This is a genomic window from Desulforhabdus amnigena (genome assembly GCF_027925305.1).
In the GTDB taxonomy this organism is placed as follows: domain Bacteria; phylum Desulfobacterota; class Syntrophobacteria; order Syntrophobacterales; family Syntrophobacteraceae; genus Desulforhabdus; species Desulforhabdus amnigena.
This window is the reverse complement of the sequence record NZ_BSDR01000001.1, coordinates 2,222,195-2,246,379: the sequence shown is the minus strand read 5'-3', so window position 1 is coordinate 2,246,379 and position 24,185 is coordinate 2,222,195. Positions and strand designations below refer to the sequence as shown.

General features: G+C 51.2%; 22 protein-coding genes. 19 read left to right on the top strand and 3 right to left on the bottom strand.

The window, feature by feature from the left end:
• The first annotated feature begins 113 nt into the window (after positions 1-113).
• Positions 114-851, top strand: coding sequence for a translation initiation factor IF-2 (locus QMG16_RS09610; protein ID WP_281793793.1), 738 nt, complete (start codon positions 114-116; stop codon positions 849-851).
• Between the two features lie 215 nt (positions 852-1,066).
• Here the strand turns inward: QMG16_RS09610 and proC are convergent, their stop codons facing one another.
• The gene (gene proC, locus QMG16_RS09605) at positions 1,067-1,882 is read right to left on the bottom strand and encodes a pyrroline-5-carboxylate reductase (protein WP_281793791.1); all 816 of its coding nucleotides are present in this window, start codon (positions 1,880-1,882) and stop codon (positions 1,067-1,069) included.
• 788 nt (positions 1,883-2,670) lie between these two features.
• Between proC and QMG16_RS09600 the strand changes: the two genes are divergently transcribed.
• From QMG16_RS09600 to QMG16_RS09545, 12 genes are all read left to right on the top strand, one after another.
• Complete coding sequence (locus tag QMG16_RS09600) at positions 2,671-3,054, top strand: NADH-quinone oxidoreductase subunit A (protein ID WP_281793789.1); 384 nt, start codon at positions 2,671-2,673, stop codon at positions 3,052-3,054.
• Positions 3,033-3,560 carry an NADH-quinone oxidoreductase subunit B gene (locus tag QMG16_RS09595; RefSeq protein ID WP_373878667.1) on the top strand — a complete coding sequence of 176 codons (528 nt, stop codon included), beginning with the start codon at positions 3,033-3,035 and terminating at the stop codon, positions 3,558-3,560. The genes QMG16_RS09600 and QMG16_RS09595 overlap by 22 nt, the downstream gene beginning before the upstream one ends.
• A gap of 2 nt (positions 3,561-3,562) precedes the next feature.
• Positions 3,563-4,036: an NADH-quinone oxidoreductase subunit C gene (locus QMG16_RS09590; protein ID WP_281793787.1), complete on the top strand. Its 474-nt coding sequence runs from the start codon at positions 3,563-3,565 to the stop codon at positions 4,034-4,036.
• Positions 4,029-5,150, top strand: a complete 1,122-nt coding sequence (locus QMG16_RS09585) for an NADH-quinone oxidoreductase subunit D (protein ID WP_281793786.1) — start codon at positions 4,029-4,031, stop codon at positions 5,148-5,150. Before QMG16_RS09590 ends, QMG16_RS09585 begins: the two co-directional genes overlap by 8 nt.
• A 90-nt stretch (positions 5,151-5,240) precedes the next feature.
• Positions 5,241-6,221, top strand: a complete 981-nt coding sequence (gene nuoH, locus QMG16_RS09580; protein ID WP_281793784.1) for an NADH-quinone oxidoreductase subunit NuoH — start codon at positions 5,241-5,243, stop codon at positions 6,219-6,221.
• A 19-nt stretch (positions 6,222-6,240) separates the two neighbouring features.
• Positions 6,241-6,681: a NuoI/complex I 23 kDa subunit family protein gene (locus QMG16_RS09575; RefSeq protein ID WP_281793783.1), complete on the top strand. Its 441-nt coding sequence runs from the start codon at positions 6,241-6,243 to the stop codon at positions 6,679-6,681.
• Positions 6,682-6,711: 30 nt separating this feature from the next.
• Entirely contained in the window at positions 6,712-7,239 is a 528-nt protein-coding gene (locus QMG16_RS09570) for an NADH-quinone oxidoreductase subunit J family protein (RefSeq protein ID WP_281793780.1), read from the top strand.
• Complete coding sequence (nuoK, locus tag QMG16_RS09565; RefSeq protein ID WP_281793778.1) at positions 7,236-7,544, top strand: NADH-quinone oxidoreductase subunit NuoK; 309 nt, start codon at positions 7,236-7,238, stop codon at positions 7,542-7,544. Before QMG16_RS09570 ends, nuoK begins: the two co-directional genes overlap by 4 nt.
• A 6-nt stretch (positions 7,545-7,550) precedes the next feature.
• Positions 7,551-9,527 (top strand): NADH-quinone oxidoreductase subunit 5 family protein, encoded by a 1,977-nt coding sequence (locus QMG16_RS09560; protein ID WP_281793776.1) that lies wholly within the window; start codon positions 7,551-7,553, stop codon positions 9,525-9,527.
• 89 nt (positions 9,528-9,616) lie between these two features.
• Positions 9,617-11,077 carry a complex I subunit 4 family protein gene (locus QMG16_RS09555; protein WP_281793775.1) on the top strand — a complete coding sequence of 487 codons (1,461 nt, stop codon included), beginning with the start codon at positions 9,617-9,619 and terminating at the stop codon, positions 11,075-11,077.
• A gap of 25 nt (positions 11,078-11,102) precedes the next feature.
• A complete protein-coding gene (locus QMG16_RS09550) occupies positions 11,103-12,527 on the top strand; it encodes an NADH-quinone oxidoreductase subunit N (RefSeq protein ID WP_281793774.1) in 1,425 nt (474 codons plus the stop codon).
• A 160-nt stretch (positions 12,528-12,687) separates the two neighbouring features.
• Positions 12,688-14,247: an NADH-ubiquinone oxidoreductase-F iron-sulfur binding region domain-containing protein gene (locus tag QMG16_RS09545; RefSeq protein ID WP_281793772.1), complete on the top strand. Its 1,560-nt coding sequence runs from the start codon at positions 12,688-12,690 to the stop codon at positions 14,245-14,247.
• A 218-nt stretch (positions 14,248-14,465) separates the two neighbouring features.
• Here the strand turns inward: QMG16_RS09545 and QMG16_RS09540 are convergent, their stop codons facing one another.
• Complete coding sequence (locus QMG16_RS09540) at positions 14,466-15,227, bottom strand: IS5 family transposase (RefSeq protein WP_281792066.1); 762 nt, start codon at positions 15,225-15,227, stop codon at positions 14,466-14,468.
• 94 nt (positions 15,228-15,321) lie between these two features.
• Here QMG16_RS09540 and QMG16_RS09535 point away from each other — a divergent pair, with 94 nt between their 5' ends.
• Positions 15,322-16,458, top strand: a complete 1,137-nt coding sequence (locus tag QMG16_RS09535; RefSeq protein ID WP_281792982.1) for an IS630 family transposase — start codon at positions 15,322-15,324, stop codon at positions 16,456-16,458.
• A 160-nt stretch (positions 16,459-16,618) separates the two neighbouring features.
• Here QMG16_RS09535 and QMG16_RS09530 read toward each other — a convergent pair whose 3' ends face one another.
• Positions 16,619-17,947, bottom strand: coding sequence for a peptidase U32 family protein (locus QMG16_RS09530; RefSeq protein WP_281793771.1), 1,329 nt, complete (start codon positions 17,945-17,947; stop codon positions 16,619-16,621).
• A gap of 188 nt (positions 17,948-18,135) precedes the next feature.
• On the opposite strand from QMG16_RS09530, the gene dprA reads away from it, so the two are divergent.
• The 5 genes from dprA to QMG16_RS09505 are packed head-to-tail and all read left to right on the top strand — an operon-like array spanning position 18,136 to position 24,164.
• Positions 18,136-19,284 carry a DNA-processing protein DprA gene (gene dprA, locus QMG16_RS09525; RefSeq protein WP_281793769.1) on the top strand — a complete coding sequence of 383 codons (1,149 nt, stop codon included), beginning with the start codon at positions 18,136-18,138 and terminating at the stop codon, positions 19,282-19,284.
• Between the two features lie 24 nt (positions 19,285-19,308).
• Complete coding sequence (gene topA, locus QMG16_RS09520) at positions 19,309-21,594, top strand: type I DNA topoisomerase (protein ID WP_281793767.1); 2,286 nt, start codon at positions 19,309-19,311, stop codon at positions 21,592-21,594.
• Between the two features lie 12 nt (positions 21,595-21,606).
• The gene (locus QMG16_RS09515) at positions 21,607-22,392 is read left to right on the top strand and encodes a prepilin peptidase (protein ID WP_281793766.1); all 786 of its coding nucleotides are present in this window, start codon (positions 21,607-21,609) and stop codon (positions 22,390-22,392) included.
• A gap of 51 nt (positions 22,393-22,443) precedes the next feature.
• Positions 22,444-23,232 carry a 16S rRNA (uracil(1498)-N(3))-methyltransferase gene (locus tag QMG16_RS09510; protein ID WP_281793764.1) on the top strand — a complete coding sequence of 263 codons (789 nt, stop codon included), beginning with the start codon at positions 22,444-22,446 and terminating at the stop codon, positions 23,230-23,232.
• Entirely contained in the window at positions 23,229-24,164 is a 936-nt protein-coding gene (locus QMG16_RS09505) for a hypothetical protein (RefSeq protein ID WP_281793762.1), read from the top strand. The genes QMG16_RS09510 and QMG16_RS09505 overlap by 4 nt, the downstream gene beginning before the upstream one ends.
• Positions 24,165-24,185: the final 21 nt, after the last annotated feature.

Here is a 24,185-nt window from a genome sequence, read left to right as displayed (position 1 = left end):
TGAGTTGTATTGGGGAATGGATTCTCGGGCAATGCTTCTTAATTTATTGAAGTTGGAACGATGCGGTTTGCCTTGCTGGTCAGCAATTTTTGAGTTTCTGTGCGGAGGAGAGCATGATGCGCAAGGAAGAAGCCCGTCATAAGGGAGCGGGAAGAAAAGACAAGCCTGTTTCGAAGTCTTCTGAAGGAGTTCGGGAAGCGTCGACCAAGGTTCTCGAAATCGTTCTCAAATGTGATTCCTACGGAAGCACCGAAGCGGTATCTTCCGCCCTTGGAAAGATTCAATACCCCCAAGTCGAGATCCGCATCATCAATGCCGGTGTTGGAACCATCACCAAGTCCGATCTGCTGATGGCTTTGACCGGGAGCAAGCTGGTTCTGGGGTTCAATACGGGCATAATGCCCAGGCTCGAGGGTTGGATAAAGGATAACGGCGTGGAGGTCCGTCTTTATGGGGTGATCTACAAGCTCATAGAAGATGTGGACCGGATCGTGCAAAGTCTCATTTCTCCGGGACCCGTTGAAAAGATAATGGGAAAGGCTCGCGTGATCGCTCTATTCAAGGGGGGACGCAGGGGAATCATCCTCGGGTGTGAAATCATCGAGGGGACCTTGTCTGTTGGGAGCGCATTTCGTCTGATTACAGCCATGGGACCGGTCTACACCGGAAAAATCGAATCGCTTCAAATTGAGAAAAAGGCCATAAAAGAGGGGAAAAGAGGCCAACAGGTCGGATTGAAGATTTCGAACTTTGATGAAGCCAAAATAGGCGACCTGGTGGAAACCTATCAGCTGGTGGATTCAAGAGATATTCATGCCTGGAGCCCACGGGGAAGGATCCTGACTGTCTAGTGCGGAAGAAGGGGAAACCGGTTCGCAGAGAAGCCGCCGGCCTTTTGTCTCGTCTTCCTTTTATTGTGACATTGTCATATTAATCACAGAGACACAGAGGGCACAGAGAAAGACCTCCGAATAAAATCTCTGTGTTCTCTGTGTCTCCGTGGTTCAGATGAAATCTGACAATGTCAAGTTATGAATGTTCCGGTTTAGAACCTTTTTGAAGAGGTTCAACTTCTTCCCAGTTCCCGGGATCGCAATGTGGCAGCTTCCACGGCTTCCATAAGGGCGCCGCGAACGCCTCTGTCTTCCAGCACCTGTAGTCCTCGAATGGTTGTTCCGCCCGGAGATGTGATCAAGTCCTTCAGCGCTGCCGGATGCTTTGCGGTTTCTTGAACCATGCTGACAGTGCCCAAAAGGGTTTGAAGGGTCAGTTCTCGTGCCGTCTGTCTTGGAAGTCCCATGAGAACTCCCGCATCGATCAAGCTCTCTATGATGAGTAAAACGTAGGCGGGGCCGCTGCCGCTCAAGCCCGTTACGGCATCCATCCACTGTTCCTGCACTTCGATCGCTTTGCCCACCGCTTGAAAGAAGGCAAGCGCGACTTCCATCTGCTGATCGGTGACATGTGTTCCACGCGCCAACGTGGATGCCCCTTGTAGAACCAAAGCGGGAGTGTTGGGCATTACACGCACAATGGGAGTTCCTTCGGGAAGTCCGGCGGAGAGGACCGCCAGGGAGATGCCTGCGGCAATGGAAATCACCAGGGGACGGTGGGAGAGGTGTGCCTGAATGCCTCCCAACACCTCGGACATTGTCTGTGGTTTGACCGCGAGGATAAGAACATCGCTTGAGGCGGCCAGATCGGCAGCATTGGCGCTGAGCCTGATTTTATATGTGGCTTCGAGATATTTCATACGGGTGGTGCTGACGTCATAGATGGAGATCTGGTCGGGAAGCAGGGGCGAAGCGGAAAGCAAACCCTTTATCAACGCTTCTCCCATATTTCCACCACCAATAAAACCGATGTGCAATGATTCAAACATTTATTTTCCTCCTTTGGGCAAAAAGACTCGAAAATGGAGATTGTGAAAAATCTTTGAAAATGTGAGATTTTCCCTGCAGTTCACATACCGTTCCAGGCCAGGCACGAAAATTAATACTAGAATTAAGGTTGACACACAAGAACGATTCAGTTAGGGTCGATGTCGAGCAGATTTTACTGCTTTGTGAATATTTTCTCCGCAGGCGCCACAATGAAGTTCCATAAGGTGATTGCAAGCCCCGGTTGCAGTTCGTGAGCCTTGAGGAAGAAACCTGTTTTTCATGATGCACCCAGAAATCCGACCTGCCTTCAATGTTCTTTGCCGGAGAAAATCGAAACGGTAGAATTCCCATCGCCTTCGGAAGCGAGTTTTGCTTTTCGGGCTTTCTCATTTTGGTATGGTCTAACCCGATTGCGTTGATCTGCCGCAGCATGTGGCTGAAATACATCTGAATTTGCACAGTTTCTGGCTTGACGCAAGTGAAAAATTGTGCGAAAAATCTTACCCATTGAAATATAGAGTTGTTTTTTGCGCGATCGTTCTCCCTCTAGTCAGACGACAGAGCGGCAGGCGGTCGGTCGCCGATCTCTTTTGGGATATCGATGTCGCGATTTGTGAAAGAATTCGCCTCGGGATGGAACATCGGGTCGTTCGAACCGCCATGTTCCGGAGGAAGGGGTTGAGGCGCGAGAAATTCACAGATTGCGTCACGTGAAAATAGTGATCTTTGTATAGGGGGATTTATTCCATTGGCGCCATTTAATATTGGACACTGAGCGGAGAATGGCATGCTACCCAAAGAACTTTTGACCGATTTTTTATCTGTTGCACTTTATCTTCTAGTAGGTGTGGTCTTTGCTGTTGTGCCGATCATCCTTTCAATGCTGATCGTCAAGCGAAGCACAGGGAAAATGCGCGAGGCAACCTATGAGAGCGGTATGGAAACCATCGGGACCGCATGGATGCAGTTTACGGTGGCGTATTACATCTATGCCCTGATCTTCCTCGCCTTCGATGTTGATGTGCTGTACCTCTTTCCTGTTGCATTGGCCTATGGCAAGTATGCCATTCGGGATCTGGTGGAAATCTTTATATTTGTGGGGATTTTGTCTCTAGCCATCGTTTATGCCTGGTGTAAAGGAGTGTTTGAGTGGAAACCCAGAGAAGAGTAGAACCAGTAGAGCCGGTCATCAAATTCGCACTTCTGGATGATGTCCTGAATTTGGCGAGGGCCAACTCGCTCTGGCCGATGACCTTTGGATTGGCATGCTGCGCTATAGAGATGATGGCGGCGGGGGCTTCCCGCTTCGATCTGGATCGTTTTGGAGCGGGTGTTTTCAGGCCTTCTCCCCGCCAGTCGGACCTCATGATCGTGGCCGGAACCATTTCCAGGAAGATGGCCCCCGCGATTCAAATGCTTTGGGATCAGATGCCGAATCCAAAATGGTGTGTGGCGATGGGGAACTGCGCCATTTCGGGTGGCCCCTTTGAATATGATGGTCAGTATGCCATCGTGCCTGGTGCGGGTTTGATTTTGCCTGTCGATATCTTTATCCCGGGGTGCCCCCCGCGGCCTGAAGGGCTCATTCAGGGATTTCTGGCTCTGGAAGACAAGATCACCCGCGGGGAAGATCGCAACTATTTACGGCGTTTTCATCGCAAGGGAGGGAAACTCTAACTATGGGCAAGGTGAATGACGTCTTAGAGAAGCTTCAAAAAATGCTTCCCGGGGGGGCTGTCGCCAGAGATGAGGGCTACCGTGCGGGAGTGGTCTTCTCGGCAAATGTGCCGCAAAGCCAGTTGCGCGAGGTGGCGACCGTTCTGAATGAAATGGAATTCTACCTGGAATCCTGCACTGCGATCGATTTTCAAGATACCTTTGAATTGGTCTATCATTTCAATTGTTATGAGCCTCGGTCGCGGTTTGCGGTGCGGGTGTTGTGCGGTCATGATCAGGCAGTTCCTACCGTCTGTGATATCTTCAAGACTGCCAAGTGGCAAGAGCGTGAGATTCATGAATTTTTTGGAATCTCCTTTGTCGACAATCCTGATTTGAGGCGTTTGTTGCTTCCCGAAGATGCGGACTTTTACCCGTTAAAGAAGACATTTGGCAAAGTAAACGCTTATCGCAGACGAGAAGAGATCTATGGCTGAACAATTTCAAGAACCTATTGTCGAGAAGTTGTATACCTTGAACCTTGGGCCTCAACACCCAAGCACTCATGGTGTGCTCAGAGTTCTTCTGGATTTGGATGGTGAGTTCATTGTCAAGGCAGACCCCGTTATAGGTTATGGCCATCGCGGACATGAAAAGATGGGGGAGAACCGCCTTTACAAGCAATTCATGCCCAATACGAGTCGCATGGACTATCTTTCCGGAATGCTTTTCAATCACGGCTATGTACTGGCGGTGGAAAAGTTGGCCGGGTTGGAGGTGCCCGAGAGAGCGAAGTATATCCGGGTCATCTGTTCCGAGTTGAACCGGATTTCGAGTCATCTTTTGTGGTTTGGAACCTATGTCATGGATCTCGGCGGATTCACTCCCTTCCTTTACGCCTTCGATGATCGTGAGCAAATTCTGGACATTCTGGACCGGGTGAGCGGTTCTCGACTGACCTATTCCTACTGCCGCTTCGGCGGCGTGTGTCAGGATATCGATAACGGGTTTATCGAGATGACGCGCGCTTTTATCAAGCGTTTGCGCAGTCGCTGGCCCGATTATCACAATCTGGTGACCAAGAACATCATTTTCATTCACCGAACGCGTGATGTGGGCAAGGTTTCAAAAGAGCAGGCCCGGCAGTACGGAGTGACGGGGCCGAATTTGAGGGCTTGTGGGGTCCGCTTCGATGTTCGTAAGGCTGAACCTTACGAGGTATATGATCGGTTCGACTTCGATATCCCCATCGGCACCAAAGGGGATGCCATGGATCGCTACATTGTACGTATGGAAGAAATGGAACAGAGCTGCCGGATCATCGAACAGGCTCTGGACAATCTTCCGGGTGGACAGTGGTTGAATCCAAAGGTCTCCGACCGGCTGCGCCCCCCCAAGGGGGAGGTGTATTTCAGTTTTGAAAGCGCACGGGGGCAGACGGGATATTATGTGGTGAGCGATGGGACGGGGGTTCCCTATCGGTTGCGCGTCAGGGTTCCAAGCTTTGGAAACCTGCATGTCCTTACGGAGGTGTTTGAAAAGACGCTGGTCGCAGATGCCATTTCAATTCTGGGCAGCATTGACGTGGTTATCCCCGAGATAGATCGATAAATATCGGATGAGCTGGCGGAGGGGTACGGAGAAGGAAATGGTGACCGTGGTATATACGACTTCCGTCCAGTAGCCGTAGGAGAGCAGAACATGGGAAATGAAGTGGGTTCGGAGTGGATTCGCCTGATAGTGGGGCTGATAATAGTTTTAGCTTTTTCCCAGCTAAATGCCCTCTTTCTGGTTTGGCTGGAACGAAAGGTGGCTGGGCATATCCAGCTTCGTCCGGGACCTAAGGAGGTTGGGCCGTTTGGTTTGCTTCAAACCATTGCCGATGGTCTGAAGCTCGTGGGGAAAGAACTCATCACACCGAGAGCTGCGGACAAAAAACTGTTTGTCATTGCTCCGGTGCTCATTTTTATGCCGGTGCTTGTCGGGTTCCTGGTCCTTCCTTTTGCGCCCGAACTGATCATTCGCGATATGAATGTGGGCCTTCTCTTGATCTTCGCTTTTTCAACTTTCAGTGTCCTGGCGATTCTCGCAGGTGGTTGGGCATCCAACAACAAGTACGCTCTGCTCGGAGCCGTCCGCTCCGTAGCCCAAAATGTTGCCTATGAGATTCCCCTTCTGTTGACGGTCATGAGTGTCGTGCTCATGACCAACTCGCTTCGATTCTCGGAGATCGTGGGGGCTCAAAGCCATGTCTGGTTCATATTCCTTCAACCCGTAGCGGGTTTGATTTATCTGATCTCCGCAACCGCTGAAACGAACCGGGCTCCCTTTGACATACCGGAAGCGGAATCGGAACTGGTGGCCGGGTTCCACACGGAATACAGTGGAATGCGGTTCGGTTTGTTCTTCCTGGCGGAATACACCAATATGTTCATCGTCAGCGCTGTGGCGACCAGCTTGTTTTTCGGCGGGTGGCACGGGCCTTTTGGATTTGATTTCAAAATACCCGGTATCGTCTGGTTTTTGATGAAAACCTACGCGCTCATATTCGTGATCATGTGGGTGCGTTGGACCTTCCCGCGGGTTCGCTTTGATCAGTTGATGAATTTTTCGTGGAAAGTCATGATCCCGTTAAGTCTCGTCAACCTGCTGATCACGGCGATTGTTCTGAAATTTATATAGCTAAGGTGAAAGAGGATCTATGAGCTACTGGAAAGAAATCATTTATGGTGGCTGGAGCTTGGTCGAGGGGATGCGGGTGACTTTCCGGCGATTGTATCGGCCCGTGGTTACTGTTCAGTATCCGCGCCAAAGAGTCGAACTTTCACCTGCTTATCGTGGCCATATTGAATTTGTCAGATTTCCTGACACGGGGACGCACAAATGTATCGCGTGCGGACAGTGCCAGCGCATGTGCCCCAGCGGATTGATCAAGGTTCAGGGAATCAAGGAACGGGCAAAGGGCAAAAAAGTTGGAACACACTACGTAATCGACTTTACGCGGTGCAGTCTTTGCGGCCTGTGTGTAGAGGTCTGCCCCACCAAGACGTTGAAATTTTCCAAGGAATACGAGTTGGAAGGGGAGTCGCGGTGGGATGGAGTGATTGATCTGATGGCCAGGTTGGAGGAGAGCCAATCTTAACCCATTGGCTTATTTGGAGGAAAGGGTGTCATGAGCCTTCTGATAGGGACTGAAACGTTAGCGCAAATGGCCTTCTGGGTCGTCGTAGGGTTTTCGCTTGGAGGAGCGGCTATCGCCGTGTTTCCGCGCAACATCCTCTACAATGTACTCGGATTGGTGCTCGCTTTAGCCGGAGTGGCCGGGTTCTACTTGTATCTGGGGAGCTTTTTCATCGCTCTCATGCAATTGTTGATTTATGTCGGTGCGATATGCATCTCCATCGTTTTCGCCATCATGCTCTCCCGGCCCCTGCACCTCGAGGTGCCTAAGAGGCGGGTGCCGAAGGTGGCCATGGCGTGTTCTGCGAGCGTTATTTTTTTCATGGCCGTCGTGGGTGTGGTCTCCAAGAGCCATTGGATCCCTGCTGCGGAGCGCAGTGAGGATTGGTCTGTGGTGACGATTGGTCATCTTTTGCTGACCCGGTACGATCTGGTTTTCGAAATCATTTCTCTGGTACTTTTGGTGGCCATCATCGGGGCGATTTTAACGGCGGGATATAGTCGGAGGTTAAGCTCATGAACTCACTGAGCACATACCTGGTCATTGCTGCATTGCTTTTTAGTCTGGGGTTGCTGGGAGTTTTGCAAAGGCGAAATCTCATCGGTATGCTGATCTCTGTGGAATTGATGCTCAACGGGGCCAGCTTGAATTTTATGGCATTCAATCGGTTTCTGTTTCCGGAGCCGGCGGTAGGGCAGATCGTCACACTTTTTATTATGGGACTGGCGGCTGCGGAGGCGGCTATTGGTTTGAGTCTCATCCTTGCTCTATTCCGAAGGATGCGTTCGATCAATGTGGAGCGTGCACAGCAACTGAAGGGATAAAAGTTTATGAGTTGGCTTTTTAAAGATCCGGTCTTACTAGCGGTAGCTTTGGGTACGGGCCTGCCACTCCTTTCGATGGCGGTCATCTTGATATTTACGCGGGCAAACACTCGCCTTTCCTGCAGCATTTCCATCAGCGCTGTGAGTGTTTCTTTTATATGTGCGGCATTTCTGCTCGCCAGGCTTTTTCACGCTGGTGCCCCTGTTGAATACCAGACGGCCTGGTTGTTGGCAGATGAGGTTCTTATCCCGTTTGGATACCTGCTCGATCCTCTGAGCTTGCTGATGCTGATGATCGTGGCCACCATCAGTTTGCTCGTGCAGATTTATTCGCTGGGCTATATGGCGGGGGACCCGGGCTTTACCCGGTATTATGCGTTCCAGTCGCTTTTCGCCTGGGCCATGATGAACATGGTCATTGCTCCCAGTATGTTTCAACTGTTTATCTTCTGGGAGCTGGTCGGCTTGGCATCGTATCTGCTCATCGGCTTCTATTACGAGAAGTACAGTGCTTCTCAGGCGGGCAAGAAGGCCTTTGTAATGACCCGCTTTGCCGATCTCGGGTTTCTGATGGGGCTTCTGATACTGGTCGTAGGATATGGAAACCTCAATATCCTCGATTTGTGTGAAGCGGGCAAGATGCATCTCCTTCCCAATATTCTCGTCACCGTTTCTGGATTGCTGATTTTCTGCGGTGTCATCGGTAAGAGCGCCCAGTTCCCGCTCCTCACCTGGTTGCCCGATGCCATGGAAGGCCCCACCCCCGTCAGCGCGTTGCTCCACTCTGCAACGATGGTTGCGGCCGGCGTTTACATGTTCAGCCGCATATTTCCCTTTTTCGCATCCTCTCCGGACGCCATGACCGTTGCCCTCACCATCGGAACGGTCACCATGCTTCTGGCATCCACCATGGCCATGGCTACTTATGACTTGAAGCAGGTCTGGGCGTACTCCACGGTCAGCCAGCTGGGATTCATGGTCATGGGCCTGGCCGCGGGTGGATATTTTGCGGGTGTTTTCCACCTGACGACCCATGCCGGTTTCAAGGCCTTGCTCTTCCTTTGCTCCGGCATCTTCATCCATGAATATCATACCAATGATATGCGCATCATCGGGAAGCAGGGGGGGCGAAATCTCCGCATCCCCATCGTCTGCATGTCCATAGGCGCCCTGGCTCTTTCCGGAGTGTTCCCCTTTTCAGGATTTTTCAGCAAGGAAGCGATTCTCGGGGCGTTGGCCAACTCACCCAACAAGATTTGGCTTTTTGCGGGCCTTCTCGGCGCTCTCATGACTGCCTACTACAGCTTCCGCCTCATTTTCTTTGTCGTATTTCCCAAGGGGGGTATTGAAGAGCATCCCGCTCACCATGGAGAAGAGGCCCACGGACACGAAGAACACGGGGGCGAGCACCATGGATACATCTTCTGGTGCATGGCAGTGCCCGTCATGGTTCTTGCCAGTGTCACCGTCGTGTTGGGATTTTTCCAATCCTCTCTGGAACATTTCCTGATGGGACCGAGCAGTACCGTTCAAGCCGTTGCTCAGCATGCGGCTGCGATGCACGAGGGTGCCGAGGGAGCGCATGCTGCGGCGGGTCATGGAGCCGGCCATTACATTTTATTGTTTACTGCCGTGGGTTGTGCGTTGACTGGAATTCTGTGGGCATGGATGGAATTTGGCAAGAGAGGTGCCGAGCAGAAAGGTTTTCTGTATAGATTTCCAAGAGTTGAAGAGCTTTTTGCCAGACGCTGGTATATGGATGATTTCCTGAGAAAGTCGCTGGACAATGTTGTGTATGGAGGTCTCACCAATGCCTTTACCCGAAATGACAGGCGTGTAATCGACGGCGGGATCGACGGCATATGCTTTTTCACCGTCGCTGGCGGTCGTCTGTTCAGCTTTCTGCAGTCCGGCATGCTGCAATACAATCTGCTTGTTATGGTGGCTGCGGTTGGCTTGGTGGTTCTATATTTCCTGATCTAAGATCAGTTTTGAAAGATAGACGTGAAAGGGCAATTAAGAATTAACCCACTTTCTGAGTAGCGGACGGACTGCTTATGACTTCGATGGAAATGGCACATTTTCCTATCCTGACGGCAATCTTGATGTCAACTATTGTCGGCTTGCTGGTCATTCTCTGTATTCCGGATGACCGACCCAAACTGGTCAAACAGGTAAGCCTCTTCTTTGCAGGTGTTGGTCTGATATTGGCATTGTGGCTTTATCAGGCCTATGACGTGCAGAAAGGCGGTTTGCAATTTGTTGAGCGCTATCTCTGGGTAAAGAGCCTTGGAATCTATTACTTCAACGCAGTGGATGGAATCAATCTTCCCATGATCCTTCTCACTGCCGTGGTTCTCTTTACCGGCGTCTGGACGATGTGGGACCTCGAGGTCCGGGTAAAAGAGTTTTTTGCTCTCACTTTCCTCCTCGTCGCCGGTGTCTATGGCGTCTTCATTTCCATGGACCTCTTCTGGATCTTCGTTTGGTATGACGTCTCTCTCTTTCCCATGTACCCCCTGATAGCGATATGGGGTGGAACCCGGAAGGAATATGGCGCCATGAAGCTCACCCTCTATCTGCTCGCGGGGAGCGCCCTCATCTTGCCCGGCATTTTATATCTGTGGGCACAGGCGGGCGGGGTGACCTTCGATCTGTTTGAACTGCAGAGAATCGGGTTCAGTCCCCTGGTGCAAAAGATCGCCTTTGTGATGCTCTATGTGGGTTTCGGCATTCTTGCTGCTGTCTGGCCGTTCCATACTTGGTCTCCGGTAGGCCACGTTGCGGCGCCTACGGCCGTGAGTATGATTCACGCCGGCGTGCTGATGAAACTGGGAGCTTATGGAATATTGAGGCTGGGCATGACACTCTGTCCGGAAGGTCTGGTCTATTGGGCTGACTTGATGGCACTCCTTGCAACGATAGCGATTGTCTACGGCGCCCTGGTCGGCCTTGCCCAAACGGACCTCAAATATGTCATCGGTTATTCGAGCGTCTCTCACATGGGCATGGTAGGCCTGGGACTCTCGACCATGACCGTCAACGGCATCAACGGGGCCGTCTTCCAGATGTTTGCTCACGGTGTCATGACGGCCCTTTTCTTCTCTTCGGTCGGCTATATTTATGATCGGACGCATACCAAGATGATTCCGGATCTTGGAGGACTTTCCAAGACCATGCCGATTGCGTCGAGCTTCTTCATTATGGCGGCTTTCGCCGGGATCGGTGTACCCTGCATGGCGAGTTTCTGGGCTGAACTGATGGTGTTCGTCGCAGCGGTGAAGACCTATCCGGTTCGTGGGCTTCTGGCTGTTACGGGGTTGGTCGTCAGCGCGCTCTTTATGCTGCGGGTTGTGCAGAGGACGTTCTATGGCGAGAGGAATGAACGATGGGCTCATATTCCTGACGTGCCATTGTTTCTTGCGACACCGCGCATCATTTTGATAGGGATCATTCTGTTTTTCGGATTTTTCCCAAAACTGATGCTGGATGTCATTCAAAGTGCAGTGGTTCCATTTGTTGGGAACTTATAGGGCTAAGTGAGGGGAAGACGTGGCGATGATGAAATGGGTCCTTTTTATTCCTGAGTTGTATGTTGTTCTGTGCGGCCTGGTGTTTTTCATTTTGTCGCTCAGCAAACAAGCCTCATCTAAACGCCTGCACAAGATTGCAGTGACCCTTGCCGGGATTGGTGTTTTGGTGACGGTGTTCTGTGCGCGGCAAAATGGAATGGTCTTTTTTGATGCCTACCGGGTCGATTTGTTCAGTCAAGTATTTAAACTGCTGCTGGCTCTGGGCACCTTCTGGGTGATTTCGTCGTGCAATGAGCTCAAGGGAATCGATGAGCGGCAGCATGCGGAATTCTATTTTCTTGTCTTCATCTGTACACTGGGCATGATGATGCTCGTCAGTGCGGTGGAACTGCTGACCATCTATGTGGCCCTCGAACTTTCGTCCTATACCTTGTTCCTGCTCGTTCCCATGAGGAGCGATTCGAACAAGTTCGTGGAGACCGGAATCAAGTATTTCATGGTAGGGGTTACCGCTTCGGCTTTCATGATCTTCGGTATCAGTTTCATATTCGGCATGGCTAAGACGACGTATGTATCCGGAGTCATGGAGGCTTTACCGAAGGTGATCAACGAACCGGCCGCAATTGCCGGGCTTGTCCTCGCCTTGTGCGGCTTTTTCTTCAAGCAGGCGCTGTTTCCGTTTCACAGTTGGGCTCCGGATGTGTACCAGGGTGCCGCCAACCAGGTCACGACCTTCATTGCCACGGCTTCCAAGATGGCCGCTGCAGCGATGGTGATTCGGTTCGTGGGATTCTCCGCCGGAGAGAGTGCGGTTTTTATCAAGGTGCTGATTACGCTTTCCATCCTCTCCATGACCTTCGGCAACCTTGTCGCAATCATCCAAAAGGATATCAAGCGGCTTCTCGCTTATTCCAGTATCGCTCATGCGGGGTATATGCTTGTGGGTATCTTGAGCATGACCGAGCGCGGGTATGCGAGCGCCATTTATTACGCGATAGCTTATTTGATCATGAATTACTCGATTTTCATGGTCATCATGAAAATCGCAGACGATGGACACAATCTTCAGATCAAGGAATTGGCCGGACTTCATAAACGGTCTCCGTTGCTTGCCATGACCCTGATGCTTGGTCTGTTCGGATTGGCGGGGATACCACCAACGGTCGGTTTTACGGGGAAATTCCTGGTCTTTGCCGCTGCCCTGGAAAAGGGCTACCTTGCCCTTGTGATCATCGGTATGGTCAACGCCACGATTTCTCTGTATTACTATCTCATTGTGATCAAAGCTGCCTACCTGCTTGAACCCGTTCGGCCGTATCCTGCGATTCGTGTTGACGCCTGGACCCGGTCCATGAGCTTTGTGCTGGTAATATTGAGTGTTTATCTCGGGGTTTTCCCTGACAAGTTTGTAGCACTGACGGAAGCTGCTGCTCGTAGTCTTCCTTACTAGGGTTTGACTTATAAGGATAGAGCTTCCAAGACTGGTGTTTCACTGCCGGACTATGTAGACTATTCGGCTTCAAGGTTTGTCATGCTGGATAAGGAAGAGAGCCGTTATGGGTATATTTAAAGAACTTACTCAAGCACTTAAAAATGATCCGTGGATTCCGATGGCCAAGAAAAGATCGAAGCCTGCAGCAAAGGCTGCACCTGCCGCAGCGCAACCGAAAATCGCAAAAAAGGCAAAGAGTTTTTGCGATCCGAATTCTAGCAAACCTTGCGTCACAGTCTGTGTTCCCAGGGAGGGATGTTCTTGTGAGTGTGATGCCATTCGGCAGGCGCTGACGGATCAGATCAAGCAGGAAGGCCTCGACATTAAGGTTGGAAACGCCAAAATGGGATGTTCCGGAACCTGTAAAAACGGCCCTTTTATAGGCTTTCCTCAGAAGGGGTTCTTTTACCTGAAGGTTCAGAAACAGGATGTCCCTGAAATCGTGAAGGAAACCCTCGCCAAAGGCAGAATATTGTTTCCGCTCGCTTCCATAAATCCTGAACAATCCTTTCGAAGCGATGTGTACTATGAAAGGGATACGGGATTCATTGGCGTCATCGATGAGCAGATTTCGATGGTCGATGTCGCCAAATACTTCCTTGATTTTGAAGAGGGTCTTTCCTGCGGGAAATGTACTCCGTGCCGAATCGGGATAAAACGTCTGGGTGAGTGTCTCGAGCGAATAGTTTCGGGGGAAGGAACCACGGAGGATCTTGCACAGGTTCGTACACTTTGTGAGACAATGCGAGATGCTCCTTACTGCGACTTTGCTTCAACCAGCAGCCAGCCGGTGCTCAGTGCGGTGACCTACTTCGAAAGTGAGTTTCGAGCGGTTGTCAAAGAAGTACCGCCTCCTGCTGAACCCGCAAAAGAGCGCGGTGCAGAAAAAAAAAAAGCTAGTTTAGAGGCGGAACCCAAAAAGGCGGCCGGGCAGGTTGCAGAGCCTGTTCTGGCTGCGGAGCCCGTTAAGGAACCGCAGGAAAAGACCGTTGCCAAGGCCGCCCCTGAAACTGTCCAGATATCCGTTCCTGTTGAAGTTGCCATAATAGAAGAAGAGATCAAAAAGGGCCCTGCAGTGGAAGAGGCAGAGGCGGCAATGGAGGAAGAGGCGGTCGCGCCAGCTGCCGGCCCTCCGGAAGTGTCCGGAGAAGTAGAACTTCCTGCCGCTGGGCAGGTTCCGGAGTCGGTGGCGGAAATCACTCCCGAAGCGGCTTCTCTTGTTGCAGAAGAGGTTGTGACCCCTCCAGAAGAAGTCAAGATAGAAGAGGAGCTGGTATCCGAACCTGAGGCACCCGTTGCGGAAGCCCCGCTCGGTGAAGAGGAGGCTGCTGTTGAAGGTGAGGCCCCTGAGATTGAGGTTCCTCCTGTAGAGACCACCCTTGAAGGACCTGAGCTGAGTGTTGAGAAGGCTCCCCTGATTGAAGAGATTCCTGAAACGGGAATCGCCTTTGAGGCCGAGGAGGTTGCAGCTGCTGAAGAGGTTCCCTCGGTTGAGGCTGGGGAGGAGGAGCTGAAGGCTGAGCAGGTGCCGGAGGTAGAGGAAAAACCGGCAAAAAAGGCTGTCAAGAAAGCGGGCACCGCCAAGAAACCGAGAGCCACAAAGGGCAAAGCGAAAACGGAAAAGGAAAAATCCGCTGGAAAGAAGAAAAAGAAGGGATCGACAAGTAGCAAAAAGTGATTGAATCAAGATAGTTGAGATAGATCGCCCGCAGAATCGCACCTGCGTTTTTAAGAGCGTTCTCGCGTATGTATGGCCGGGTTCCTGAAAAGGAGTATGCCCGGCCATTTTGTTGATAGCGGGTACGCACCCTTTTTAGCCATGGGGACCGCATGCTTAGTACTCCAGCGCGATAATTACGCAACCAGATTTGTTCAACCCTAGGTTCTGTTGACATTTCACCTCAACCAGATGAGAGCTGCGACAAAGCCAAGAAAGCCCAAGAAGCTTCTGTCGAGCTTGTCGAATCTGGAGAAAATGCGTCTGAAATGTTTGATCTTGCTCATAAAGCACTCGATCAGATGTCGTTCGCGGTAGCGGCATTGGTCGTATTCGCGGGGCTCTTTGCGATTGGACCGGGGTGGAATCACAGCAGTAGCTCCAGATTGGGTGATCGCCTGGACGAAGGCATCCGAATCATAGCCCTTGTCTCCCAGTGCATGAGCGAAGGTGAAGCCCTCGATAAGAGCCGGTCCCTGTTCGATGTCACTCTTCTGACCGGGAGTGAGAATGAACCTCAGGGGATTTCCCAAGCCATCTACCGCTACGTGGATCTTGGTGGAAAAACCTCCTCGGCTGCGCCCGAGAGCCTGTGTCTCTTGTCCACCGGATCTTTTGAGGGCTCCGGCAGCACAGGGATGGGCACGAACAATGGTGCTGTCAAACATGAAGTTCTCCATATCGGGATCATCTATGAAGTGCTCGTGCATTCTGGAGAAGATACCCTTGTTACACCAGCGGGCGAATCGTTTATAGACACTGTTCCAGTTACCGAATTTCTCCGGGAGCAGTCTCCACTGAGCACCACTTCGTGTAATCCAAAGGAGTGCCTCAATGAAAAGACGGCAATCACCTTCTTCTCCTACGTAAACATCCACACAGGAGCGAAGGAATTGGAGGATCTTCAACCATGTTTCATCTTGTAGTAGTGCTGTTGACATCTATTAATTAGAACCCAAATGTCAACAGAACCTAAGAGGTTCCAGGCATGTTAAAATTAAATAAGAAGGCAACAAACAGGAGAGGAGTACAACCATGCCTGGACCTCAACACAAATACTGCATCTACATTCCTCCAGAGAAACGGAAAGTATTGAAACATCTGAGAGTGAGCTACACAAAACCCTATGCGGAGGTTGTAAGGGCTCGTATCCTCCTCCTATCGCATGAGCACCCGGAATGGAGCATCCGGCAGATCGCTGATGAAGTCGGATGCAGGCCATCCACCGTTAAGAAGTTCCGCAACAGATGGGTCAATGAAGGTAGCCTCAAAAACCACCCCCGACCCGGAGCCCCAAGAAAGCATCCTTCTGCCGTGAGGGCTCAGATCACCTTGTTGGCCTGTTCGAAACCGTGTGATCATGGCAAGCCATGGCAACGCTGGTCTGGAGAGAAGCTTTGTCAAGTCGCCAAAGAAAAAGGAATCGTCAGCCACATTGCCCCGAGCACTATTCGTCTTTGGCTGAAACAGGACAAGATCAAACCCTGGCAATATCATCTATGGCAAAAATCTCCTGATCCAAAATTCGTTGAGAAAGCGTCTCCAGTCCTGGATCTCTATGAGAACGCTCCCCAGTTGTTCCAGCAGGGTGAAGCTTCCGTTTGTATCGATGAGAAGACCTCCATTCAAGCAAGAAGACCTCTTCACGAGACCAAACCCGCCATAGCCGAACACCCCGTTCACGTGGCATCCCGATACAAACGGATGGGAGCATTACAGCTGTTTTGTGCTCTTATCGTCGCCAATGGAATCACCTTCGCCCGTACCTTCGCTCGCAAGCGCTTCGCGGAGTTCAAAACCTTTCTTCTGAGTTTCTTTTCTTCAGCCATTGTCAAGGGATTCAAGGTTATTGATCTCATTCTGGACAATGGCTCTACGCATGCACCCAAACAACTGGGCAAATGGATTGCTTCTCTCAACCTTTCTTTTAATGTTCGTATCTACTGGCTTCCCACATATGCCAGTTGGCTCGATCAGGTTGAGATCATCTTCAGTAAGGTTACAAGGGATGTACTCACTCCCAACGACTTCAACGACAAAAAGGAGCTTTCACAAATGCTTATGGGTTACTTTGATGAGCTCAACAGACATCCAAAACCCATAAAGTGGACCTATACGAAAACAAAGCTCGTGGCCAAGTTCGCTCCAAAATCCGTGCAAATGGCCGCGTAATTAGTGCGTTGGGGTACTTAGGGAGTGAGTCGCTCTTGAAATCCCTATTTACCACGGAGGCACGGAGGGCACGGAGAAGATTTTGGAATTCTTACGGGATTCCTCCGTGATCTCTGTGGCTCCGTGGTGAATAACGGGATACTGGAATCCGCCAACTCCCTTACTTCTGGGCAGAGCTTCCGGCCGGCTGCTCCATGCGAATGACCTGCAAGGGAAATACAGTGAAAGGAACAGGAAAAGTTATCATTGTGTTGGGTTGGGCAACACGAAGGGGGGTAGCAGCCAAGTCCTCGAAGTAGTTTAAAGTGTGCTCCATCGTCCTCCCATCGGGGTAGAGAAACTCGAGCGTCATGCCTGCAACAATCCTGCTTCGGACCTCAACCCTGACCCAAAGGGATTGTTCCTCTTCGGGATAGATCGATAGGGGATGTTGGGGCAGGGAGTGTTCGCGAACGATGCCGGCGAGCGTATGAGTCTGGCAGTAGGGGTTGGACTCGTCGCTCCCCTGGTGTAAAGCATGATCTTCGGGAAACAAGAGCCCTTTGCTGTACGGACGGTGGCTGACGTGTTCCAGGTCCAGGCGCCATTCCTCTTTGGCCGTATAACTGTCCGGATCTTGCCAGTAGGCGTCAATTGCCTGACGATATGCACGAACTACGCTCGCGAGATATAGAACACCCTTCATTCTTCCTTCGATCTTGAATGCTTCTATTCCAAGGGACATGAGAAGGCCCATCTCTTGCAAAAGGCACAAATCTTTAGAATTAAAAATATATGAACCATGAGTATCTTCGGCGATGGGAAAGTATTGCCCGGGCCGCTTTTCTTCCACCAATCGGTATGACCAGCGGCAAGGCTGGGTGCAAAGTCCCCGGTTAGCGCTCCTGTCATTGAGAAACGCGCTGAGAAGACATCTTCCGGAATAGGAAACGCACATGGCTCCATGTACGAAAATTTCGAGCTCGATGGAGGTCTCGGTACGAATGCTTTTGATTTCATCTATGGAAAGTTCGCGGGCAAGGTTGATGCGGCTGATCCCCTGATTTTTCCAGAAGAGTACACTCAGAGCATTTGTTGTATTGGCCTGGGTACTGAGATGGATAGGAATGGTGGGGGCGTGTGCCCTGCAGAGGAGGATGACTCCCGGATCGCTGACGATGAGGGCATCAACCTGGATCTCCTGGAGATACTGGAGGTATGAGGGAAGGCTTTCGAGATCGGACTGGCGGGCAAAAGTGTTGACTGTAACGTAAAGCTTTTTACCGGATTCATGCGCGAGCCGGGATGCGGCTGCAAGCTCATCGCGGGTGAAGTTGGTTGCAAATGCCCGCAGGCTGTATTCTTTGCCTCCCACATAGACGGCATCTGCGCCGTAGAGGTATGCGATTTTGCATTTTTCAAGACTTCCGGCAGGGGCCAGGAGTTCGGGTTTACCGGGGGATGCTTGTGCTCGTTTTTGCCGCATGGTGGGCTGGACGCATCGATTCATAAGGGACTCAAGGACCTATTTGGCTCAGATCACAGATTTACTTCATTCCGAAAAATCATTATCATCGATTTGACAAATCTTAAAGTCACCTGTACTTAACATTCCATAGATTTAAAAAGCAAGCAGGATCAAAGAATCGGAAGGCCGCGAGCCGGATGGATGGCCAGAACCCTTTCAGTTGAATGAATATGCAGACCGAAGACAATTTACACTTCAGCGAACCGGAAAGAATCGCGTGGCTCACTCTCAAGCTGATCGCAGACCTGGGGAACAGGTCGATTTTGCGATTGGTAAGGCATTTTGGGTCCCCCACTGCTGTCTTGAGGGCTTCAGCTCAGGACATCGATGCGGTTCCGGGACTCAGGGACAAGGCCAAACAGGCGCTTTTGAGAAGAAATGTGATCCGGGCTCCCCGGATGGAATGGGATTGTCTCAAAAACGAAGGCATTCGAATGCTGTGCCTGGGAGATCCGGATTATCCGGTCAATCTTGCGAATATACCAGATCCTCCCGTTGCTCTTTTCGTGCGGGGGAGAATCGAACCCAGGGATCTTGTCTCCATCGCTATAGTGGGCTCAAGAGCGGCTTCTCCCATGGGAATGGCCTTCACTGAAAAGCTGAGTATGGATTTGGCGCAGTACGGGGTAACGATTGTCAGCGGACTCGCCGTCGGCATTGACAGCGCCGCCCATCGAGGAGCTCTGAAGGGCAATGGGCGCACCCTTGCGGTGCTGGGATGCGGATTGGATATAGAATACCCCCAGGTCAACTCGGGGTTGCGAAAGGATATTGCTGCATCCGGAGCTTTGATGACCGAATTTCCTCTTCAGACTCCACCTGCACCGGGACACTTTCCCCAGCGAAACAGAATCATAAGCGGCCTGGCCCTGGGTGTGGTCGTTGTAGAGGCTGCGCACCGCAGTGGTTCTCTCATAACGGCGCGGATGGCTCTCGAACAGGGGCGAGAGGTATTTGCCGTTCCTGGAATAGCGCGTCATTACAGGAGTGAGGGGCCTCATCGGTTGTTGAAGGAAGGGGCTAAACTGGTCGAGAGTGCCGAAGATGTTCTGGAGGAGATTCGTCCCCTCATTCGACCCAGTTGGATTTCCGACTCCGGGCAAGAGCGTCCCATGGCTCCAAAGCCGCAACTGTCCCGGGACGAAGACTTGCTTTTGAAGTCTCTCGATGAAAGTCCCCGTCATATCGACGACATTTGTCGATCCTTGTCTTGGCCTGTTGCCCAGGTGACGGCCAGTTTACTGTCTCTTGAACTCAAGGGTATAATCAAACAGTTGCCCGGAATGTATTTCGTTCATTTTCGTAACGGGACTTGTTGAAAGAGGAAATGAGGTTTTGCCCGCATGTCGAAATCATTGTTGATTGTTGAGTCTCCCACAAAAGCTAAAACGCTTGGGCGCTATCTAGGCAAAGATTTTATGGTTATGGCTTCGGTCGGCCACATCAAGGATCTCCCGAAGAGCAAGCTCGGTATAAATCTGGAGGATGAATTCAAGCCGGAGTATCAGGTAATACGTGGGAAAAAAAAGGTGATCAATGAGCTGCATGATGCCGCATCCAAAGCGGATGCCATCTACCTCGGGCCTGACCCCGACAGGGAAGGCGAGGCGATTGCCTGGCATATTGCCGAAGAGATTCGGGCGAAGGACAAGCCCCTATACAGGGTCCTTTTTTATGAGCTGACTCAGAAGGCAATTGCAGAAGCGCTCTCTCATCCCAAGGAACTGAACAAGTCTCTTTACGAAGCCCAACAGGCGAGACGTATCCTGGACAGGCTCGTTGGATATCTTATTTCACCCATCCTGTGGGAGAAGGTGAAGCGTGGGTTGAGCGCCGGGCGGGTGCAATCCGTAGCTTTGCGCCTGATTTGCGATCGCGAGAAAGAAATCCAGAAATTCGATCCCGAAGAGTACTGGACCATCGATGCACAGTTCATGGCGAAAGAGGGCAGGGAGTCTGCGCGTAATTTTGTCGCTCAACTCTTCAAGTGCAAAAAGAAGAAATGTAAAATTTCCAACGAAGATGAGGCGAATGAATTTTTGGAAATTTTGCGTCCGCTGTCCTACACTGTGGAAAGTGTCGAGCGAAAAAAGCGCAAGAAAAACCCTGCACCCCCTTTCATAACGAGTACCCTCCAACAGGATGCGGCCCGCAAACTCCGCTATTCCGCCAGACAAACAATGAGTATCGCGCAGAAGCTCTACGAGGGGCTTGAAGTGGGTGAGGAGGGGGCTGTCGGACTCATCACCTATATGCGTACGGATTCAACGCGTCTTTCCGGGGATGCCGTTCAGGCGGCAAGAGAGCATATCCAGGCCAACTGGGGCAAAGATTACCTTCCTTCAAAACCTGCTGTGTACAAAAGCAAATCCAGTGCACAGGATGCGCATGAAGCGATCCGCCCCACAGACGTGAACAGAACACCCGAATCGATGGCTCCCTATCTGACTCGCGAGCAGCTCAATCTCTATACTCTCATTTGGAAGCGTTTTGTTGCGTGCCAGATGTCGCCTGCTGTCATTGCGCAAACCACCATCGACATTTCTGCCGCCGATTTTATTTTCCGAACGACCGGATCCGTGATTGAATTTCCCGGTTTTATGACTCTCTATGTCGAAAGTCAGGAAAATGGTGACGCTGTTGAGGGAAACGAAGGATATCTGCCGGAGCTTGTCGAGGGACAGTCGGTCAATTTATTGGGCCTTGAATCCAAACAGCATTTCACCCAGCCACCTCCACGATTTTCTGAAGCCAGTCTTATCAAGGAACTCGAGGAACTGGGAATTGGGCGCCCCAGTACGTACGCGACCATTTTATCGACGATTTTGGACAGGGAATATGTGAGACTGGAAAAACAGCGTCTTCACCCCAGTGAATTGGGCTGGCTCATCGATGGACTGTTGGTCGAAAACTTTCCCAATATCGTGGACGTAGAATTCACTGCCAAGATGGAAAAGAGCCTCGATGAAATAGAAAATGCACATTACCCTTATCTGAAACTGCTGAAGGAGTTTTACGACCAGTTTTCCAAGAGCCTCGAGGCCGCGCAGACCAACATGCTCAATCTCAAGGGTGTGGGATGGCCCACCGATCTCAAATGCCCTCAGTGCGGCCTTCCATTGCATATCCGATGGAGCCGGAATGGGCCCTTCATTACCTGCAGTGGATATCCCGAATGTAGTTTCTCTTCCGATTATGAAAGGGATGCAAAGGGCAATGTCAGGTTGATAGAAACGCCGTCTACAGGGGAGACATGTGAAAAGTGCGGCCGTCCTATGATTTTGAAACGAGGTCGCTATGGCACTTTCCTTGCTTGCAGTGGATATCCTGAATGTAAAACAACTCGATCTCCAAGCAGTGGAATCCCGTGCCCCCGGGAAGGGTGTACAGGCGAACTCGTGGAGCGCGTTGGAAAAGGAGGACGTCGGTTTTATGGCTGCAACAAGTATCCTGAATGTAAGACGGTTTTCTGGGGAAAACCGGTGAAAAAGACCTGTCCTGTATGCGGCTCCCCTGTCCTCATTGAGAAGGTCAGTAAGCGCAGCGGAGTCAAACTCGTCTGTCCCAATACTTCCTGCAAGTATGAAGAAAAAGAGCAGTCGGAGGCTGTTGAGACTCAGAGTGATTGAAAGAAACAGCATATGCCTTTTCCCATTCCATCTGTAGCGCTGCAAGGGGTTGTCTTTGTTTTTGGGTGTATCCTGGGAAGCTTTTACAATGTTGTGATTCATCGGCTGCCCGCAAAAGAATCCCTTGTTCAGCCGGGCTCCCGCTGTCCAAACTGCAGGCACCCCATCGCCTTTTATGACAATATTCCCCTCTTGAGCTATCTGCTGCTGAGGGGGAGATGCCGTTTTTGCAAGACCCCAATTTCTTTGCGTTATCCAACTGTGGAGTTGCTGACTGGGCTTCTGGCGGTCCTATTGTTTCGTAAGTCGGGGATGGATGCGCAATTTTTGATCGATTTCCTTTTCGTTTCCTTGCTGCTCATTATCGCTTTCATCGATTTGGATACATTTCTCATTCCCGATGTTTTGTCCCTGCCGGGTATTGTCCTGGGGTTTTGCCTTTCTTTTGTCGGCATGCGTATTTCGTGGTTGGACTCATTGCTTGGCATGCTGCTCGGAGGAGGTCTTTTTTGCCTGATCGCGGTGGGGTACAGGTACTTCAGGCGCCGGGAAGGGCTGGGAGTAGGCGACATCAAACTGCTGGGTATGATCGGAGCCTTCATTGGATGGCCCGGCGTGGTTTTCACCATACTGGTCTCTTCCCTGACAGGCTCCATAGTAGGTTTTGTGACCATGTGGCGATCCGGTGAAGGGATGAATACCATGGTCCCTTTCGGGCCTTTTCTTTCTCTGGGGGCAACCGCCTATCTATTTTGGGGTGAGAAGTTTTTTCGATGGTATCTGGGGCATTTTGCCTGAAAAAGCTATGTGCCGAAAAGGAGAATAAACGGGGATGGACTTTCCGGAATCATGACTCGCAAGTGTTTCTTTTTGCCAAACCTCTCCGATGGTGAAGAATGTGTCTCTCTTCCGCGGGAAACGGTGCACCACCTCGAAAGTGTGCTGCGTTCGAGGCCGGGTGACAGCATTGAGCTGCGAGACGGTGAGGGGCATGCCTGGGAGGGGGTTATCGAGGAGATCAAGGGGGGAGCCATCCGGGTGAGACTGCTCGAAAGGCGGATTCTGCACAATGAATCCCCTTTGAAGGTTACCCTTGCAGTGGCCATTGCGCGGTCGGATAGAATGGAATTGGTGATCCGTCAGGCAACAGAATTGGGAGTAAACCGTATTATGGTTTTCAGGGCTGCCAGGAGTCAGTATGGTCTGAGGGGGGCGCAGGCGGAAAAAAAACATGAGAGATGGCTGAAAATTGCGCGAGAGGCTTTATGCCAGTGCGGAAGGGCGCGTATTCCTGAGATCATGGTCTTGTCTGAAATAGAAGAACTCCTGGCGTATGTTCCCGGCTGGGAGAAGGAGGAAGGGCTGCGGATCAAGGTTGTCGCCCTTGAGTCGAAGGCGGAGAAAAACCTCTTGGCCCTCACCCATTCCGTCCCTGTCTGCAAACAAGTAATGACGGTCATTGGGCCCGAAGGGGGTTGGTCTGACCAGGAAGTGGAACGGTTCAGAAAGGCCGATTTCGATTTCGTGCATTTGGGGCCGAGGATTCTGCGCTTTGAAACGGCTGCGGTAGCCATCGTTTCGGCAGTCCAACTGCTGTGGGGGGATTTCGGCGGATCAATCGGGGAGCAGCTAAAATGAAATGCAACAAGTGTGGTTTTGTAAGTTTTGACTATCTGTCCGAATGCAAGAAGTGCGGCATCGATTTGACTGTCGTAAGAGACGGATTGGGATTGTTGCCCGTGCGCCCTGCCGTTCCCTTTCTTTTAGGGCCTCTCCTCAAGGAATATGACGAGTTTTTGGGGGAAAAAAATGAGCCTGCAGATATCGAGGATGCAAAGCCTCTGAGTGCCTTCTCCGAATCTGAAAATGAGGAAATCCAGTTCGATGCGGATATGGATTTCACGGAAATCGCGCCTGAGGAAGTACTACAGCCCGTCGCCTCTGAGCCCGTTGCGAATGATCCTGTCGCTGATGTCTCTCCTGAAGCCACTCCTGAAATGGTACTCGCCCATGATGAAGAACCCGAATTGACGATCGATCTGCAGGAAGAGACCCTCCTGGCAATGGAAGTCCCGGACGGGATAAAGGAGGGCAGCAAAGAGTCCGTGGAAGATTCTTTGACCCTAGAGATGGATCTGGGGCGGGAACTGGAAATTGCGCCCGAATCGGAACCCGCAGACTCAGTGGAACGTTTTCAGAAATTGCCGGAATCGAAAGAATTCCTCGATCTCAGCCTGGAGTTGAACGATGAACCCGAAAGCGATCCGGAGGTCGCAAAGGGGGCGGAACGTCTTCAGAAACTTTCAGATTCCGAAGGGTTGAGCGATTTCAGTCTTGAGACTGAAAGTCCTAATGCAATGGGAATGGAAATCGGCGACGGAGATCTCTTGGAACTCGTCCTCGATGATGACGACCTCGACTTCTTCCTGGAAAGTGAAAATCAACAGTATTCTACCGGAAGTCCGGATAAATCCGAAGAACCGCATAAGATAAAAAATGAAATTCCAAGTATCGACGATATCAACGATTTCGTTTTGGCTCTCATGAATGACACCAAGAAAAAGAAATAGATGCCGTCGATCTGTAAATGC

Bases quoted from the DNA above. Each gene is read 5' to 3' on its own strand.
- QMG16_RS09545 (WP_281793772.1), top strand. From the start codon at position 12,688: ATGGCCAAGAAAAGATCGAAGCCTGCAGCAAAGGCTGCACCTGCCGCA.
- topA (WP_281793767.1), top strand. From the start codon at position 19,309: ATGTCGAAATCATTGTTGATTGTTGAGTCTCCCACAAAAGCTAAAACG.
- dprA (WP_281793769.1), top strand. From the start codon at position 18,136: ATGCAGACCGAAGACAATTTACACTTCAGCGAACCGGAAAGAATCGCG.
- QMG16_RS09560 (WP_281793776.1), top strand. From the start codon at position 7,551: ATGAGTTGGCTTTTTAAAGATCCGGTCTTACTAGCGGTAGCTTTGGGT.
- proC (WP_281793791.1), bottom strand. From the start codon at position 1,882: ATGTTTGAATCATTGCACATCGGTTTTATTGGTGGTGGAAATATGGGA.
- nuoH (WP_281793784.1), top strand. From the start codon at position 5,241: ATGGGAAATGAAGTGGGTTCGGAGTGGATTCGCCTGATAGTGGGGCTG.
- QMG16_RS09570 (WP_281793780.1), top strand. From the start codon at position 6,712: ATGAGCCTTCTGATAGGGACTGAAACGTTAGCGCAAATGGCCTTCTGG.
- QMG16_RS09510 (WP_281793764.1), top strand. From the start codon at position 22,444: ATGACTCGCAAGTGTTTCTTTTTGCCAAACCTCTCCGATGGTGAAGAA.
- QMG16_RS09600 (WP_281793789.1), top strand. From the start codon at position 2,671: ATGCTACCCAAAGAACTTTTGACCGATTTTTTATCTGTTGCACTTTAT.
- QMG16_RS09590 (WP_281793787.1), top strand. From the start codon at position 3,563: ATGGGCAAGGTGAATGACGTCTTAGAGAAGCTTCAAAAAATGCTTCCC.
- QMG16_RS09555 (WP_281793775.1), top strand. From the start codon at position 9,617: ATGGCACATTTTCCTATCCTGACGGCAATCTTGATGTCAACTATTGTC.
- QMG16_RS09505 (WP_281793762.1), top strand. From the start codon at position 23,229: ATGAAATGCAACAAGTGTGGTTTTGTAAGTTTTGACTATCTGTCCGAA.
- QMG16_RS09585 (WP_281793786.1), top strand. From the start codon at position 4,029: ATGGCTGAACAATTTCAAGAACCTATTGTCGAGAAGTTGTATACCTTG.
- QMG16_RS09540 (WP_281792066.1), bottom strand. From the start codon at position 15,227: ATGTCAACAGCACTACTACAAGATGAAACATGGTTGAAGATCCTCCAA.
- QMG16_RS09515 (WP_281793766.1), top strand. From the start codon at position 21,607: ATGCCTTTTCCCATTCCATCTGTAGCGCTGCAAGGGGTTGTCTTTGTT.
- QMG16_RS09575 (WP_281793783.1), top strand. From the start codon at position 6,241: ATGAGCTACTGGAAAGAAATCATTTATGGTGGCTGGAGCTTGGTCGAG.
- QMG16_RS09610 (WP_281793793.1), top strand. From the start codon at position 114: ATGATGCGCAAGGAAGAAGCCCGTCATAAGGGAGCGGGAAGAAAAGAC.
- nuoK (WP_281793778.1), top strand. From the start codon at position 7,236: ATGAACTCACTGAGCACATACCTGGTCATTGCTGCATTGCTTTTTAGT.
- QMG16_RS09530 (WP_281793771.1), bottom strand. From the start codon at position 17,947: ATGAATCGATGCGTCCAGCCCACCATGCGGCAAAAACGAGCACAAGCA.
- QMG16_RS09535 (WP_281792982.1), top strand. From the start codon at position 15,322: ATGCCTGGACCTCAACACAAATACTGCATCTACATTCCTCCAGAGAAA.
- QMG16_RS09550 (WP_281793774.1), top strand. From the start codon at position 11,103: ATGATGAAATGGGTCCTTTTTATTCCTGAGTTGTATGTTGTTCTGTGC.